This is a genomic window from Pseudomonas sp. IT-P258, assembly GCF_949767825.1.
GTDB classification, from domain to species: domain Bacteria; phylum Pseudomonadota; class Gammaproteobacteria; order Pseudomonadales; family Pseudomonadaceae; genus Aquipseudomonas; species Aquipseudomonas monachiensis.
This window is the reverse complement of sequence record NZ_CATKPU010000032.1, coordinates 55,936-70,630: the sequence shown is the minus strand read 5'-3', so window position 1 is coordinate 70,630 and position 14,695 is coordinate 55,936. Positions and strand designations below refer to the sequence as shown.

The 14,695-nt window shown below is 61.4% G+C and carries 13 protein-coding genes; 5 read left to right on the top strand and 8 right to left on the bottom strand.

Features of this window, described 5'->3' with window-relative positions; translation table 11 throughout:
• Window positions 1–185 precede the first annotated feature (185 nt).
• From emhC to emhA, 3 genes are read right to left on the bottom strand one after another with little or no spacing between them, the layout of a single operon-like run.
• Window positions 186–1,646 carry an efflux RND transporter outer membrane subunit EmhC gene (emhC, locus tag ACM6G4_RS12905; protein ID WP_056720793.1) on the bottom strand — a complete coding sequence of 487 codons (1,461 nt, stop codon included), beginning with the start codon at window positions 1,644–1,646 and terminating at the stop codon, window positions 186–188.
• Window positions 1,643–4,807, bottom strand: coding sequence for an efflux RND transporter permease subunit EmhB (emhB, locus tag ACM6G4_RS12900; RefSeq protein ID WP_414913833.1), 3,165 nt, complete (start codon window positions 4,805–4,807; stop codon window positions 1,643–1,645). The genes emhC and emhB overlap by 4 nt, the downstream gene beginning before the upstream one ends.
• A gap of 3 nt (window positions 4,808–4,810) precedes the next feature.
• Window positions 4,811–5,968: an efflux RND transporter periplasmic adaptor subunit EmhA gene (gene emhA / locus ACM6G4_RS12895; protein ID WP_414913832.1), complete on the bottom strand. Its 1,158-nt coding sequence runs from the start codon at window positions 5,966–5,968 to the stop codon at window positions 4,811–4,813.
• A gap of 264 nt (window positions 5,969–6,232) precedes the next feature.
• Here emhA and emhR point away from each other — a divergent pair, with 264 nt between their 5' ends.
• On the top strand, window positions 6,233–6,865 hold the full coding sequence (emhR, locus tag ACM6G4_RS12890) for an efflux system transcriptional repressor EmhR (protein WP_414913831.1): 633 nt from the start codon (window positions 6,233–6,235) through the stop codon (window positions 6,863–6,865).
• 260 nt (window positions 6,866–7,125) lie between these two features.
• Here emhR and ACM6G4_RS12885 read toward each other — a convergent pair whose 3' ends face one another.
• The 3 genes from ACM6G4_RS12885 to ACM6G4_RS12875 are packed head-to-tail and all read right to left on the bottom strand — an operon-like array spanning window position 7,126 to window position 9,704.
• A complete protein-coding gene (locus ACM6G4_RS12885; RefSeq protein ID WP_414913830.1) occupies window positions 7,126–8,175 on the bottom strand; it encodes an alkene reductase in 1,050 nt (349 codons plus the stop codon).
• 21 nt (window positions 8,176–8,196) lie between these two features.
• Window positions 8,197–9,366 carry an MFS transporter gene (locus ACM6G4_RS12880; RefSeq protein ID WP_223459332.1) on the bottom strand — a complete coding sequence of 390 codons (1,170 nt, stop codon included), beginning with the start codon at window positions 9,364–9,366 and terminating at the stop codon, window positions 8,197–8,199.
• Window positions 9,367–9,401: 35 nt separating this feature from the next.
• Window positions 9,402–9,704 (bottom strand): ArsR/SmtB family transcription factor, encoded by a 303-nt coding sequence (locus tag ACM6G4_RS12875; protein ID WP_007976715.1) that lies wholly within the window; start codon window positions 9,702–9,704, stop codon window positions 9,402–9,404.
• 170 nt (window positions 9,705–9,874) lie between these two features.
• Between ACM6G4_RS12875 and ACM6G4_RS12870 the strand changes: the two genes are divergently transcribed.
• Window positions 9,875–10,453, top strand: a complete 579-nt coding sequence (locus tag ACM6G4_RS12870) for an ACP phosphodiesterase (protein ID WP_056720780.1) — start codon at window positions 9,875–9,877, stop codon at window positions 10,451–10,453.
• Window positions 10,454–10,515: 62 nt separating this feature from the next.
• Here ACM6G4_RS12870 and ACM6G4_RS12865 read toward each other — a convergent pair whose 3' ends face one another.
• The gene (locus ACM6G4_RS12865; protein ID WP_056720778.1) at window positions 10,516–11,307 is read right to left on the bottom strand and encodes a lysophospholipid acyltransferase family protein; all 792 of its coding nucleotides are present in this window, start codon (window positions 11,305–11,307) and stop codon (window positions 10,516–10,518) included.
• Window positions 11,307–12,062, bottom strand: coding sequence for an L-ornithine N(alpha)-acyltransferase (gene olsB / locus ACM6G4_RS12860; protein ID WP_414913829.1), 756 nt, complete (start codon window positions 12,060–12,062; stop codon window positions 11,307–11,309). Before olsB ends, ACM6G4_RS12865 begins: the two co-directional genes overlap by 1 nt.
• A 150-nt stretch (window positions 12,063–12,212) precedes the next feature.
• On the opposite strand from olsB, the gene ACM6G4_RS12855 reads away from it, so the two are divergent.
• The 3 genes from ACM6G4_RS12855 to ACM6G4_RS12845 all read left to right on the top strand — a co-directional run bounded on the left by ACM6G4_RS12855 (window position 12,213) and on the right by ACM6G4_RS12845 (window position 14,675).
• The gene (locus ACM6G4_RS12855; RefSeq protein ID WP_414913828.1) at window positions 12,213–13,091 is read left to right on the top strand and encodes an acyl-CoA dehydrogenase; all 879 of its coding nucleotides are present in this window, start codon (window positions 12,213–12,215) and stop codon (window positions 13,089–13,091) included.
• Window positions 13,092–13,260: 169 nt separating this feature from the next.
• Window positions 13,261–14,355: a serine hydrolase domain-containing protein gene (locus ACM6G4_RS12850; RefSeq protein ID WP_414913827.1), complete on the top strand. Its 1,095-nt coding sequence runs from the start codon at window positions 13,261–13,263 to the stop codon at window positions 14,353–14,355.
• Window positions 14,352–14,675 carry an amidase gene (locus ACM6G4_RS12845; RefSeq protein ID WP_414913826.1) on the top strand — a complete coding sequence of 108 codons (324 nt, stop codon included), beginning with the start codon at window positions 14,352–14,354 and terminating at the stop codon, window positions 14,673–14,675. Before ACM6G4_RS12850 ends, ACM6G4_RS12845 begins: the two co-directional genes overlap by 4 nt.
• Window positions 14,676–14,695 lie beyond the last annotated feature (20 nt).

Sequence of the window (14,695 nt, the reverse complement as noted above, 5' to 3'; positions counted from 1 at the left end):
TGGTTCGGATGGTGCGTGGAATGTACTGGATGGTTCAATCGTAAAAAACGGGTTTTGGGCGATTATCGAACGCAAGATTGATTCGGGTTTTGTGGTGTGTTGGCCGGCCATAACGGACAACAAAGATTTTCAGACTGCCAACAAAAAGCCCACCAAAAGGTGGGCTTCGTGTTTTCACAGCGCTATCAGAAGTACTTCATCTTCGGCGCTTCTTCTTTCAACGGCTCGTTCTTCGCCGTCTGTTCGTTCCAGCCACCACCCAGGGCCTTGTACAGGTTGACCTGGCTGACCAACTGCGCCAGACGGTCGGTAATCAACACCTGTTGCGCACTGAACAGCTGACGCTGGGCATCGAGGAAGGTCAGGTTGCTGTCGACACCGATGCGGTAGCGACGCTCGGCCAGGCGGTAGTAGTCCTGGTTGGCATTGACGAAATCTTTCTGCGCCTGCAACTGCTGGACGTAGGTCTGGCGGGCGGCCAGGCCGTCGGCGACTTCCTGGAAGGCCGTTTGAATGGACTTCTCGTAGTTCGCCACGCCAATGTCTTTCTGGATCTTCGAGTAATCCAGGCTGGCGCTCAGGGCGCCGGCGTTGAAGATCGGCAGGTTGATTTGCGGCTGGAACAACCAGGTGCCCGAGCCACCCTTGAACAGACCGGACAGGTCCGGGCTCAGGCTGCCCGCATTGGCCGTGAGGCTGATGCTCGGGAAGAACGCAGCCCGCGCCGCGCCGATGTTGGCATTGGCGGCCTTGAGGTTGTACTCGGCCTGAAGGATGTCCGGACGACGATGCAGCAGGTCCGACGGCAGGCCGGGCGGAACGTCGCTCAGCAGGTCGTCGTCAAGCGGTTTGGCTGCTTGCAGGTTGGCCGGGACGCCGGTACCGAGCAGCAGCACCAGGCTGTTTTCGTCCTGGGCGACCTGACGGGTGTACTTGGCCAGTTGCGCACGGGCGTTTTCCACCGAGGTACGCGACTGCGCCAGGTCCAGGGCCGAGGCGACGCCGACTTCGTTGCTGCGGGCGGTGAGCTTGTAGCTCTCCTCGAAGGCAGCCAGGGTGTCCTGGGTCAGCTTGTACAGTTCCTTGTCGGCCTGCCAGGTCAGGTAGGCATTGGCCACGCTGGCCACCAGGCTGATCTGCGTGCTGCGGCGGCCTTCTTCCGTGGCGAAGTACTTCTGCAGCGCTTCTTCGTTCAGGCTGCGAACCCGACCGAACAGGTCGAGTTCGTAGGCGCTGACGCCAACAGTTGCCGAGTAGGAACTGGTGATGCCTGCTTCGCCGGTCTGCGAAGCGTCAGCCGGAAGCCGCTGACGGCTGCCGGTGCCGTTGGCCGAGACGGCCGGGAACAGATCGGCACGGGAGATGCGGTATTGAGCCGCAAACGCGTCGATGTTCAGGGCCGCGACACGCAGGTCACGGTTGTTTTCCAGGGCCACCTGGATCAGCTGTTGCAGCGCCGGGTCATGGAAAAACTGCTTCCAGCCCTGCTCGGCAGCCGCTTGCGCCGGTGCCTGGGCCGGCGAGTATGCCAGGCCCTGCGGGTACTGGCCCGCCACCGGCGCTTCAGGCTGCTGATAATCAGGTATCAGCGAGCAGCCACCGAGCACGAAGGCGGCGACTGCCAGGGAGAGTAGCGACTTGCTCATTGGCCAGCCTCTTTAGGAGTTTCAGTAGCATCATCCTGGTCGGCGATTTTGCGCTGGCCTATGGACGACACGGTGACGAAGAACAGCGGGACCCAGAAGATCGCCAGCACAGTCGCCGTGATCATACCGCCGATCACGCCGGTACCGATTGCATGCTGGCTACCGGAACCTGCGCCCGTGGATATCGCCAGTGGTACCACACCGAGGACGAAGGCGAGCGAGGTCATGATGATCGGTCGCAGACGCATGCGGCAGGCCTCGATCGCTGCATCGCGCAGGCTACGCCCTTGTTCGTGCAGTTCCTTGGCAAATTCGACAATCAGAATGGCGTTTTTCGCCGCCAGACCGATAGTCGTCAACAAACCTACCTGGAAGTACACGTCGTTGGACAAACCGCGCAGGCTAGTGGCCATCAGTGCACCGATGATCCCCAGCGGCACCACCAACATCACCGCGATCGGAATCGACCAGCTTTCATACAACGCCGCCAGGCACAGGAACACCATCAGCAGCGACAGGGCGTACAGCGCCGGAGCTTGCGAACCGGACAGACGCTCTTCATACGACAGGCCGGTCCAGGAAATACCGACACCCGCCGGCAGTTTCCTGGCGATGGCTTCGACTTCGAGCATGGCTTCACCGGTGGAGTATCCCGGAGCTGGGGCGCCGAGGATTTCCATCGCTTCCACGCCGTTGTAACGGGCCAGTTTCGGCGAACCGTAGATCCACTCGCCCTTGGCGAACGCCGAGAACGGAACCATGGTGCCGGTGGCGTTACGCACGTACCACTTCTGCAGGTCTTCAGGGCTCATGCGAGCACCGGGCTGGCCTTGCACGTAAACCTTCTTCACACGACCGCGGTCGATGAAGTCGTTGACGTAGCTACTGCCCAAGGCAATCGACAACGTGTTGTTGATGTCAGCGATGGTCACGCCCAGGGCGCTGGCCTTCTCGTCATCGATCTCCAACTGGTATTGCGGTTCGTCGTTCAGGCCGTTCGGACGGACCTGGGACAGGATCTTGCTTTGCGCCGCCATGCCGAGGAACTGGTTGCGCGCCTGCATCAGTTTTTCGTGGCCGATACCGGCACGGTCCTGCAGGAACACGTCGAAACCGGTGGCGTTACCCAGTTCCAGTACCGCTGGTGGCGCGAAGGCGAATACCATGGCATCGCGGAAGGTGAAGAAGTGCTGCTGGGCACGGGCCGCCACCTTGAACACGTTGTTGTCGGCGTTACGTTCGTCCCACGGACGCAGCATGATGAACGCCATGCCCGAACTCTGGCCACGGCCGGCGAAGTTGAAGCCGGTCACGGTAAACACCGAGTTCACCGCATCGCCTTCGCCGCCATCCTTGCCAGGGCGCAGCAGGAATTCACGCATTTCATCCACCACCACCTGGGTGCGCTGGGCCGTGGAGCCGGCCGGGGTCTGCACCTGGGCGAACAGTACACCCTGGTCTTCTTCCGGCAGGAACGCCGTTGGAATGCGGGTGAACAGCCAGATCATGCCCACCACGATCAGCAGGTACGCCAGCAGATACGGGATCTTGCGCTGCAGGATATTGCCGACACCGCGTTCGTAGCCGCGAACGCCGCGGTCGAAATTGCGGTTGAACCAGCCAAAGAAACCACGCTTGGGTACACCATGCTCGCCTTTCGGGATCGGTTTGAGCATGGTGGCGCAAAGCGCCGGGGTGAAGATCAGCGCGACCAGTACCGACAGGGCCATGGCCGAGACGATGGTGATCGAGAACTGCTTGTAGATCACACCGGTGGAGCCGCTGAAGAACGCCATCGGCAACAGAACCGCCGACAGCACCAGGGCGATACCGACCAGTGCGCCCTGGATCTGGCCCATGGATTTCTTGGTGGCTTCCTTGGGCGACAGGCCTTCTTCGCTCATTACCCGTTCGACGTTTTCCACCACGACGATGGCGTCGTCCACCAGCAAGCCGATGGCCAGCACCATGCCGAACATGGTCAGGGTGTTGATGCTGAAGCCGGCGGCCGCGAGGATCCCGAACGTACCGAGCAATACCACCGGCACAGTCATCGTGGTGATGATGGTGGCGCGGAAGTTTTGCAGGAACAGGAACATCACCAGGAACACCAGTGCGACCGCTTCGACCAGGGTGTGAACCACGCCTTTGATCGATTCGGTCACCACCGGGGTGGTGTCGTACGGGAACACCACTTCCATCCCTTCAGGGAAGAACGGCTTGAGGCTGTCGATGGTCGTGCGCAGGGCTTTTGCGGTGTCGAGAGCGTTGGCACCGGTGGCCAGTTTCACCGCCAGGCCGGAAGCCGGGGCGCCGTTGAACTGGGCGTTGATGCTGTAGTTCTCGCCACCCAGACCGACTTCGGCGACATCCTTGAGGCGAACCTGGGAGCCGTCCTTGTTGACCTTGAGCAGGATCTTGTCGAATTGCTCCGCGGTCTGCAGGCGGGTCTTGCCGATGATGGTTGCGTTCAGCTGGGTGCCGGGCAGGGCAGGCAGGCCGCCGAGCTGGCCGGACGACACCTGGACGTTTTGCGCGGCGATAGCGGTCTTGACGTCGATCGGGGTCAGGTTGAAGTTGTTCAACTTGGCCGGGTCGAGCCAGATACGCATGGCGTACTGCGAACCGAACACCTGGAAGTCACCGACACCGGCGGTCCGCGAGATCGGGTCCTGCATGTTCGACACGATGTAGTTGGACAGGTCGTCCTTGGTCATGCTGCCGTCACGCGACACCACGCCGATCACCAACAGGAAGTTCTTCACCGCCTTGGTGACGCGGATACCCTGTTGCTGCACTTCTTGCGGCAGCAGCGGGGTGGCCAGGTTCAGCTTGTTCTGGACCTGAACCTGCGCGGTATCGGAGTTGGTGCCTTGCTCGAAGGTCGCGGTAATGGTCATGGTGCCGTCGGAGTTACTTTCCGACGAGACATAACGCAGGTGGTCGATACCGTTGAGCTGTTGCTCGATCACCTGAACCACGGTGTCCTGAACCGTTTGTGCCGAAGCACCCGGGTAGGCCACGGAGATCGCAATCGCCGGAGGCGCAATGCTCGGGTACTGGTTGATCGGCAACCGGAGGATCGATAGTGCCCCGACCAACATGATCACCAGGGCAATTACCCAGGCGAAAATCGGACGGTCGATAAAAAATTTCGACATGGTTTACTCCCCTTTGCCGCCAGACGCTTTATCAGCTGCCTGGGCGGGGGCCGGGTTCTTTGCGGCTACGTTGGTCGCTTCACTGGCCTTGACTTCGATGCCGGGTTTGACGAATTGCAGACCTTCGGTGATCAGGCGATCGCCGGCCTTCAGGCCGTCTTCGATCAGCCATTGGTTGCCGACGGTGCGGTTGGCCTTGAGTTGACGCAGTTCGACCTTGTTGTCCGGGCCGACAACCAGTGCGGTTGGCGTCCCCTTGAGATCGCGGGTCACGCCTTGTTGCGGGGCCAGGATCGCCGCGCTGTTCACACCGGCCAGCAACTTGGCGTGCACGAACATGCCAGGCAGAAGGGTGTGGTCAGGGTTCGGGAAGATGGCGCGCAGGGTGACAGAACCGGTGGTCTGGTCAACCGAGATTTCGGAGAACTCCAGCTTGCCGTCCAGCTTGTACTCGCTGCCGTCTTCGAGGGTCAGCTTGACCGAGGCTGCGTTATCGCCGGCCTTTTGCAGGCGACCGCTTTCCAGCTCACGGCGCAGTTGCAGCAACTCGACCGAGGACTGCGTCACGTCGACGTAGATCGGGTCGATTTGCTGGATCACCGCCATCGCGTCGACCTGGGCATTGCTGACCAGCGCGCCTTCGGTCACCGAGGAGCGGCCGATGCGGCCGGTCAGCGGGGCATAGACCTTGGTGTAGCGCACGTTGATCTGTGCGGTCTGCAGCGCGGCTTCCGATTGCAGGCGATTGGCCACGGCAGTGTCGTATTCCTGACGGCTTACGGCTTGTTCGTCGACCAGTTGCTTGTAGCGGTCGGAAATCGACTTGGTCGAACGCAGGTTGGCTTCGGCGCTGGCGAGCGTTGCTTCATAAATCGACGGGTCGATCTGATAGAGCTGCTGTCCGGCCTTGACGTCACTGCCTTCCTTGAACAGGCGCTTGAGAATGATGCCGTTGACCTGCGGGCGGACTTCGGCAATGCGGAACGCACTGGTACGGCCTGGCAGATCGGATGTCAGGGTGAAAGCTTGCGGTTGCAGAGTCACGACGCCGACCTGAGGCGGTGGGGCGGCCGGTGCTGCCTCTTCCTTTTTGCATCCGCTGAGCAGCGATGCCAGGGCGACGGCGGCGACCAGAGCGGTAACAGCTGGCTTGAATTGCATGAAAATCCTCGGGTCAGGCGCGCAAGGTGCGCACTAGAAAGGTGGAAGGTTGAAAAATGTTTGCCGAGTGGATAAGTAGCTTGCTAAGGAATATACTTACGTACATGGCTGTTTGTAAATACCCAGGCTATGTACCCGCGCCGTTACACAAGCCGTTGAAAGGTTGAAATTGTAGGCCGGGGACGCCCCCCAGAACGTTCGCCCCACTTTTATTCAGCCGATGTTCAGGCATCGCTGAAGCACCCTGATTGAGGTTGTACTGCCATGGTCCGTCGTACCAAAGAGGAAGCTCAGGAAACCCGCGCGCAAATTCTCGTGGCGGCCGAAAAGGCCTTTTACGAGCGAGGCGTGGCGCGCACCACCCTGGCGGACATCGCGACCCTGGCCGGCGTCACTCGAGGGGCCATCTACTGGCATTTCAGCAACAAGGCGGATCTGGTGCAGGCCATGCTCGACACCCTGCATGAGCCGCTGGAAGAAATGGCCAAGGCCAGCGAGAGCGAAGACGAACTCGATCCCCTGGGCTGCATGCGCAAGCTGTTGATTCATTTGTTTCATCAAATTGCGCTGGACCCGAAAACCCGACGCATTAACGAGATTCTTTTTCATAAGTGCGAATTCACCAATGAAATGTGCGATCTGCGCCAACAACGGGTGTCAGCCAACCTCGAATGTAATGTGCGGATCGGCCTGGCCCTGAGCAATGCCGTGAACCGTGGCCAGTTGCCGGAAAACCTCGACACTGCCCGCGCCGCGATCAGCTTGCATGCTTATATTGATGGCATCCTGTACCAGTGGCTGCTGGCCCCCGACAGTTTTGAATTGCACGCCGAAGCCGAGCGTTGGGTCGATACCGGTCTGGATCTGTTGCGCTTTAGCCCCAGCCTGCGCAAATAAAGCAAAATGCGTAATCGGCGCCTTGTGTGTCAACCGTTGAAGCCGAAGATGAACAGTTCTTCACGCGCCCTTCCACAATGGGGTGCTTTTATATACTTACACTCGGCAGGTTGACAGGTAGCAAGCTCAGTAATTTGTAGTGAATTTGTGTCGAGTGCTGTGAGTACCTGCCGATGATCGTGGGGATAGTGTCAAACCGTCACATATTAAAAAGCCCCGGCTCTTTCGAGTCGGGGCTTTTGGTTTTCAACAGTTGTCGATTACAGCGTCGGGTAGTCGATGTAACCAACCGGACCCGGGGCGTAGAACAGTTCCGGGCGCGCTTCGTTCAGCGGTGCATCAGCCTTCAAACGTGCCGGCAGGTCAGGGTTGGCAATGAAAGGTACGCCGAATGCGACTGCATCGGCCTTGCCGCTGGCGAGCAACGCGTTGGCGCTGTCCTTGGTGAAACGCTCGTTGGCAATGTAAGGGCCGCCGAAGGCTTCCTTGAGTTGTGGACCGAGGCTGTCGGCACCTTCTTTCTCCCGCGAGCAGATGAAGGCAATGCCACGCTTGCCCAGTTCGCGAGCGACGTAGGTGAAGGTTTCGGCCAGGTTGTCGTCACCCATGTCATGCAGGTCGGCGCGTGGCGACAGGTGCACGCCCACACGGCCGGCCCCCCAGGTTTCGATCGCCGCGTCAGTCACTTCCAGCAGCAGGCGGGCACGGTTTTCCAGGGAGCCGCCGTAGTTGTCGGTGCGCTGGTTGGTGCTGCTTTGCAGGAACTGGTCGAGCAGGTAACCGTTGGCGGCATGGATTTCCACACCGTCGAAGCCGGCGGCCTTGGCGTTCTCGGCACCGACGCGGTAAGCGTCGACGATGTCAGCGATTTCAGCGGTTTCCAGGGCGCGCGGCATCGGGAAGTCGGCCAACGGACGCACCAGGCTGACGTGGCCCTTGGGCTGGATGGCGCTCGGGGCGACCGGGGCTTCATCGTTCAGGTACAAACCGTGGGAAATGCGACCCACATGCCACAGTTGCAGGAAGATCTTGCCGCCCGCGCCATGGATCGCCTTGGTCACGTTGGACCAGCCACGCACCTGATCGTTGGACCAGATGCCCGGGGTGTCCGGGTAGCCGACGCCCATTGGCGTGACCGAAGTGGCTTCGCTGAGGATCAGGCCGGCGGAGGCGCGTTGCACGTAGTACTCGGCCATCAGCGCGTTGGGCACGCGACCTTCGTCGGCGCGGCAGCGGGTCAGTGGCGCCATGATGATGCGGTTGGCCAACTCGAGGTCGCCCAGTTTGATCGGATCGAAAATAGTCGTCATTTAATGGCTCTCTTTTGGAGATCAGTTAGAAGTAGCTGGGGCCAGATCGGGATTGCCGCTCTGACGGAAAGTAATCAGGGTCACCAGCAGGGCGAGTACCGCCAGTACGGCTGCCGCGAGGGGCACGCTGGTCAGGCCGAAGCCGTGGGCGATCACGCTGCCGCCGACCCAGGCACCCAAGGCGTTGCCGATGTTGAAAGCGCCAATATTCAGGGTTGACACCAGGTTCGGTGCGGCCTTGCCGAAGGTCACCACGTTCACTTGCAGCGCCGGTACGGCGGCGAAGCACGCGGTGGCCCAGAGGAACAGGGTGATTTCGGTCGGGATCAGCGCGACGCTGGTCCAGGTCAGCACGGTGGACACCACGGCCATGGTGATGAACACGCCGATCAGCGTCGCGGCCATGCCTTTGTCGGCCAGCTTGCCGCCGATGATGTTGCCGACCGTCAGGCCCAGGCCGATGAGCATCAGGGTCCAGGTCACGCCACGGGGCGAGACGCCGGTCACTTCACCCAGCAGCGGGGCGACGTAGGTGAACAGGGTGAACACCGACGCGGCAAACAGCGCGGTCATGCTCAGGGACAACCAGATACCGCCGCCCTTGAGTGCGGCCAGTTCGGCGCGCATGTCGAGTTTTTCTTCATCACGCTTGGCCGGCAGGAAGCGGATCAAGCCGATCAGTGCGATCACACCGATCACGGTCACGGCCCAGAAGGTCGAACGCCAGCCGGCTTCCTGACCGAGGGCGGTGCCCAGCGGTACGCCGAGGACGTTGGCCAGGGTCAGGCCGGTGAACATCAGGGCCACGGCCGAAGCGCGTTTGTTCGCAGGCACCAGTCCGGCGGCTACCACCGAACCGATACCGAAGAAGGCGCCGTGGCACAGGGCGGTGACCACACGGGCGAACATCAGGACGTTGTAGTCGCCGGCGACTGCGCAAAGCAGGTTGCCGACAATGAAGATGCCCATCAACGCCACCAGGGCTGCCTTGCGCGGCAGTTTGGCGGTGGCCAGCGCCATGAACGGCGCACCGATGGCCACGCCCAGGGCGTAACCGGTCACCAGCCAGCCGGCACCGGGAATCGACACACCGAGGTCAGCCGCCACGTTGGGCAGCAGGCCCATGATGACGAACTCGGTGGTGCCGATGGCGAAGGCGCTCAAGGCGAGGATGAGTAGCGAGAGGGGCATTGGTTAATTCCTTGTCGGCTGGCTGACGTTAAGGGTCAGAGCTCTTTGTTGAATATGCGGAGGAACTCCTGAATGGTTTCCTCGTTACGTTTGAAAAAATGCCACTGGCCGACTTTACGGCTGCTGATCAGGCCGGCGCGTTGCAGGGTCGCCAGGTGTGCGGACACCGTGGACTGCGACAGGCCGCAACGTTGATCGATCTGCCCGGCGCAAACGCCGTGCTCGTTACTATGGGACTGGTCGGGAAATTCGACGGTCGGGTCCTTGAGCCAGTGCAGGATTTCTCGCCGTACTGGGTGTGCCAGGGCTTTTATTATTTCGTCGAGATTGATGGTCATGATGTGGGCTCGTGATGTTTAAAACGCTATATCGCGATGAGGCGAACTTTAAATCTGTATTTCGCGATATACAAATATGATTTGGCTCTGACCAGCTCACATTTCGGTATATCGAGTTATAACGATATGGTGAGTGTAACAAGACAAGGGGGCAGTGCTAAGCTGCGCCCATGAACTATCTCGCACATCTTCACCTCGGTGGCCAGCGTCCTGGCCAATTGCTCGGCAGTCTGTACGGCGATTTCGTCAAGGGACGGCTGCAAGGGCAGTTCGCTCCGGAAATCGAGGGGGCTATCCAGTTGCACCGCAGCATCGACGTGTTCACCGATCGCCATCCGCTGGTGGACGTCGCGTTGTCGCGTTTTTCCCTGACCCGTCGTCGCTACGCGGGGATCGTGCTCGACGTGTTTTTCGACCATTGCCTGGCTCGTGACTGGACTCTGTACGCCGACCGGCCGCTGGAGCTGTTCACTTCAGACGTGTACCGGGTGCTGTCCAGCGAACGACAACTGCCGGAGCGGCTGGCGAAGATTGCGCCGCACATGGTGGCCAATGACTGGCTGGGTTCGTATCAGGAATTCGAAGTGCTGGAGCAGGTGTTGCGCGGGATCTCGCGGCGCCTGACCCGGCCGGAAGAGCTGGCGGCGGCGATGCAGGAGTTGCGGCGGTTGTATGAACCGTTGAGCGAGGACTTTCGGTTGTTCTATCCGCAGTTGCAGGATTTTGCCCGGAACTATCCAACACCATAGAACCCCTGTGGGATCGCCGCACCGCCGCTCCCACAGGGTTTACTGTTGAATCGGAGATTGAATCAAGCCGCAATGGCAGGGCGCATCGGTGCGCGCTGAGGTTCTGCGACAGCTCCAAACAACGCCTTCTGCACCGCCTGCTGTGCCTCGAACGCCAGGGCCGCGCGCTCCCGACCTTCGCAAGCGATTGGCTTGAGCAGATGAATCTCCACGCCGCCACGGTCATTGGCAAACAAGCGCATCAGATGCGAAAGCAAGTCATCGTCGCCAATGAACGGCGCCAGCGCGCAAGGCTGGCCATCACGCACATAACGAATCGCCACCGGCTGCATCGCCACTTCGGAGTCGATGGCGGCGGACAGCAGGCGGCCGTGGAAAGTACGCAGCGAACGGCCGTCGGTGGTGGTGCCTTCCGGAAACATCAGCAGGGGGTGTGCCTGTTCCAGGTGACGGGTCATCTGCTTGCGGATCAACTGGCTGTCACCCGAGCCACGGCGGATAAACAGGCTGCCGGCCTTGGCCGCCAACCAGCCGGCCACCGGCCAGGTGCGCACTTCGGCCTTGGACAGGAACGACAGCGGCGTGAGCATCCCCAGCAACGGGATGTCGGTCCAGGACACGTGGTTGCTGACCCACAGCATCGGCGTCTTCGGCAGCTCGCCGTGGACGGTCACGTCGAAGGGCAGGGCGTTGCTCAGGCGGGCCATGAAAAAACGCGACCAGCGCTGACGACGCGCCATCGAGTGGGCCAGGCCCAGGCGCTCGAACAGCCCGAACACACTGGCCATACAAAGGCCCAGCGTCACCACCAGCAGCACTCGCGCGATTCGCGCGTACACCCGCAGCCGGCTCATTACACAGCCGCCTTGAAGTGTTTGGCGTAACGCGGGCACAGCTCGTCGCGTTTGAGCAGGATGAACACGTCGGCGACCTGGAAATCTTCGTCCCAGCATGGCTCGCCGCAGATCTTGGCGCCCAGGCGCATGTAGGCCTTGAGCAGCGGTGGCATTTCGGCGATCACGTTCGACGGGATGGCCAGGCTCGGCAGCGGTTTTTTCGGTTCGGCGCGCAGGTGTTCGGTGCACAGGTAGCGTTCGCGCAGACGCTGCATGATCGCGTGGGCCTGTACACCGCCGTCCTGCATCGGAATGCTCGCGCAACCCATCAGGTAGCTGTAGCCGCCCTGGTTCAGGACTTCGGCCAGCTCGCCCCAGAGCACGGCGATGGTGCCGCCGTTGCGGTAGGCCGGGTCGACGCAGGTGCGACCGATTTCCAGGATCGGGCCTTGCAGGTGCACCAGGCCGTGGAGGCTGAATTCTTCTTCGCTGTAGAATTTGCCCAGGCTGCTGGCAGCCGTGTGGTCGAGCAAACGGGTGGTCGCCACCAGACGGCCGGTATTCAGGTCACGCACACCGATGTGGGCGCAGTGAACGTCGTAGTCATCCATGTCCAGACCCAGTTCCGCGCCTTTCAGCTTGGCGTTGAACTCACCGCTGAACACGTTGAAGCGCAAGGCCTGGGCCTCCTGCAATGCCTCGGCGCCCACCAGGCGTTCGGCTTGCAGGCGGCGTTCGTTGCCGGTGTCGCTGATGCGGGCGATCTGAGTCATGGCGAATCTCCGTGCGGGCTGCTCACCTGTCTTTGGGCTACAGCGAATCGACTTGTCTAGCCGTGTTGTGCAAAGTCAGGCTATGTAGCCCCGGTGTCATCGCCATTAAGCTTTGGTGATGCTTATATGACAGCCCTCGAGGAGCCCCTTATGCCCTGGCAAACCCTGTTGAACCGCCGTGATCGCTTGCCCGCCAACCCGGATCTGGCCGAAGGCTTCGCGACTTTGTTGCAGCAGTTGGGCACGGTCGCGCCGTTTGAACTGGCGGTGCTTGGCGGGCGGCTGATGGCGACGCCGGGGCTGGCGTTTCTGGTGGGGTATCAGGCGGCCTTGCGCATGCTCTGGCCAAGCGCGCCACTGAGCCTGGGTGCGCTGTGCGCCACCGAACAGCGCAGCCTGCGCCCGGCCGACATGCAAACCCGGTTGAGCGGTTTGCGCCTGAGCGGACGCAAGGATTTCGTCACCGCCGGTAATGCAGCCGACTGGCTGCTGGTGGCTGCGCGCAGTGAGGAGCCCGGCGCAGATCCACGCTTGAGCCTGGCGGTGATCTATCGCGACGAGCCGGGTGTGTGGGTGGAAAAGCTGGCGCCGATCCCGTTGATGCCGGACATCAGCCATGGCCGCCTGTTTCTGGATAACGCGCTGTGCGAGTTGCTCGCGGGGGATGGTTGGGACGCGTACGTCAAACCGTTCCGCACGCTGGAAGACATCTATGTACTGAGCGCCATGACGGCGTGGTTGTATGGCGTCGGCCAGGAATGCGATTGGCCGCAAGGCTTGCAACTGCGATTGCTGGGGTTGCTGGCGGGGTGTGCGGAAGCCAGCCGCCAGCCACCGACCCATCCGGCCGGGCATGTGATGCTTGGCGGGTTGTTTGCTCTGTTCGATGGGCTCAAGGCTGAGGTGAATGAAGCGCTGGCTGGAGGGCCTCCAAAGTGGGCGACGATGTGGCAGCGGGATCAGGCGGTGATGGATTTGGCGGCAGGGGCTCGGGGCAAGCGGTTGGCCAAGGCAATGGCAGACCTCTGACGATTCCGGGTAGGAGCTGCCGAAGGCTGCGATCTTTTGATCCTGTTCTTTTCGGTATGGCCAAAGAGCAAAATCAAAAGATCGCAGCCTTCGGCAGCTCCTACAAGGGTCGCGTGAGTGTCATTTAACTGGGCTAGGCTGATCCGGTTATTCCCTGTGAGCCCCCGCCATGCCCAAAGGCTTGTCCCTGATTTTCCTGCTGTTGCTCAGCCTCACGGCCCAGGCTGAAAACTGGCTCACCGAGCAATGGCCGACCGCCCCGACGCCCGCTGGCCCGGCGCTTCAAGCCCTGGAAGCCTATGCCTTCCCACCCCGCGACGACACTACTCGCCAGGGCATTCGCACCGATGCCTTGCTGGTGATCCGCGACGGCCAGTTGATCTACGAACGCTACGCCGGCCCGACGACGGCCGAGACGCCGCACCTGACCTGGTCGATCAGCAAGAGCCTGATGGCGACGGTCCTCGGTGTGGCTTACGGCGAAGGCTTGTTCAAACTCAGCGACCCTGTGGCGAAGTTTTATCCGCCCCTGCAAAAATACCCCGACATGACCATGGCCGACCTGCTGCACTGGGCCTCGGGCCTGGACTGGCAGGAAGACTACGAATACGCGCCGCTAAAGTCTTCGGTGGTGGCCATGCTCTACACCCGTGGTCACCACGACATGGCGGCGTTCACCGCGGCCCATGCGGAGTACGCAGCGCCCGGCCAGGCATTTCGCTACTCCAGCGGTGACAGCAACCTGTTGTCCGCCGCATTGAAAACCATCGTCGGCCCCAGCCGCTATCCCGACTATCCGTGGACTGCGCTGTTCGAGCCGCTGGGCATTCGCCATGCCATTTGGGAAACCGATGACACGGGCACTTTCGTCGCTTCTTCCTATGCCTACCTCACTGCAAGGGACCTGGCCCGGGTCGGTCTGTTGATGGCCCGCGAGGGGCGCTGGGCAGACAAGCAATTGCTGCCCAAGGACTGGGTGGCGTTCAACCGCGAGCCGTTCACTCACTATCACGCCGGTCAAGACGATGCCGTCCCCGGCGGCCAGTGGTGGCTCAATCGAGCTGTTGAGGGCGTGGCACGACCCTGGCCCGATGCCCCCGCCGACACCTTCGCCGCGTTGGGTCATTGGGGCCAGGCAATGTATGTGATCCCCAGTGAACAACTGGTGATCGTCCGCTACGGCGATGACCGCGACGGTCGTTACCGGCACAACCAATTGCTGCAGCTCGCGCTCAAGGCCTTTGCCGGGAAGGTGCAGCCATGAGCGGTTTCATTCGCCGTCGACCGGTCAGTTCCCTGTTGCTGATCCTGCTGATCGCCTTGCTCGGCTGGATCTGGCACGAGCGGGTGGCGTTGTGGGCGTTCCCCGACATCATCAGCGCCTACACCGCCAAGGAATACTGTTCGTGCCGCTACGTGATGAACAACGACGCCGAGTACTGCCGCGGCTATGTGAAACAGTGGCTGCCCGCCAGCGGCTTTGCCGATGACCCGTTCGGCAAGCGCGTCACGGTCAGCGGCATGGGCCGCAGCAACAGTGCGGCGTGGATCGGCGAGCGCCAGGGCTGCCGCTTGCGGCCCTGATTTCCCTTCAGGTTCCACTC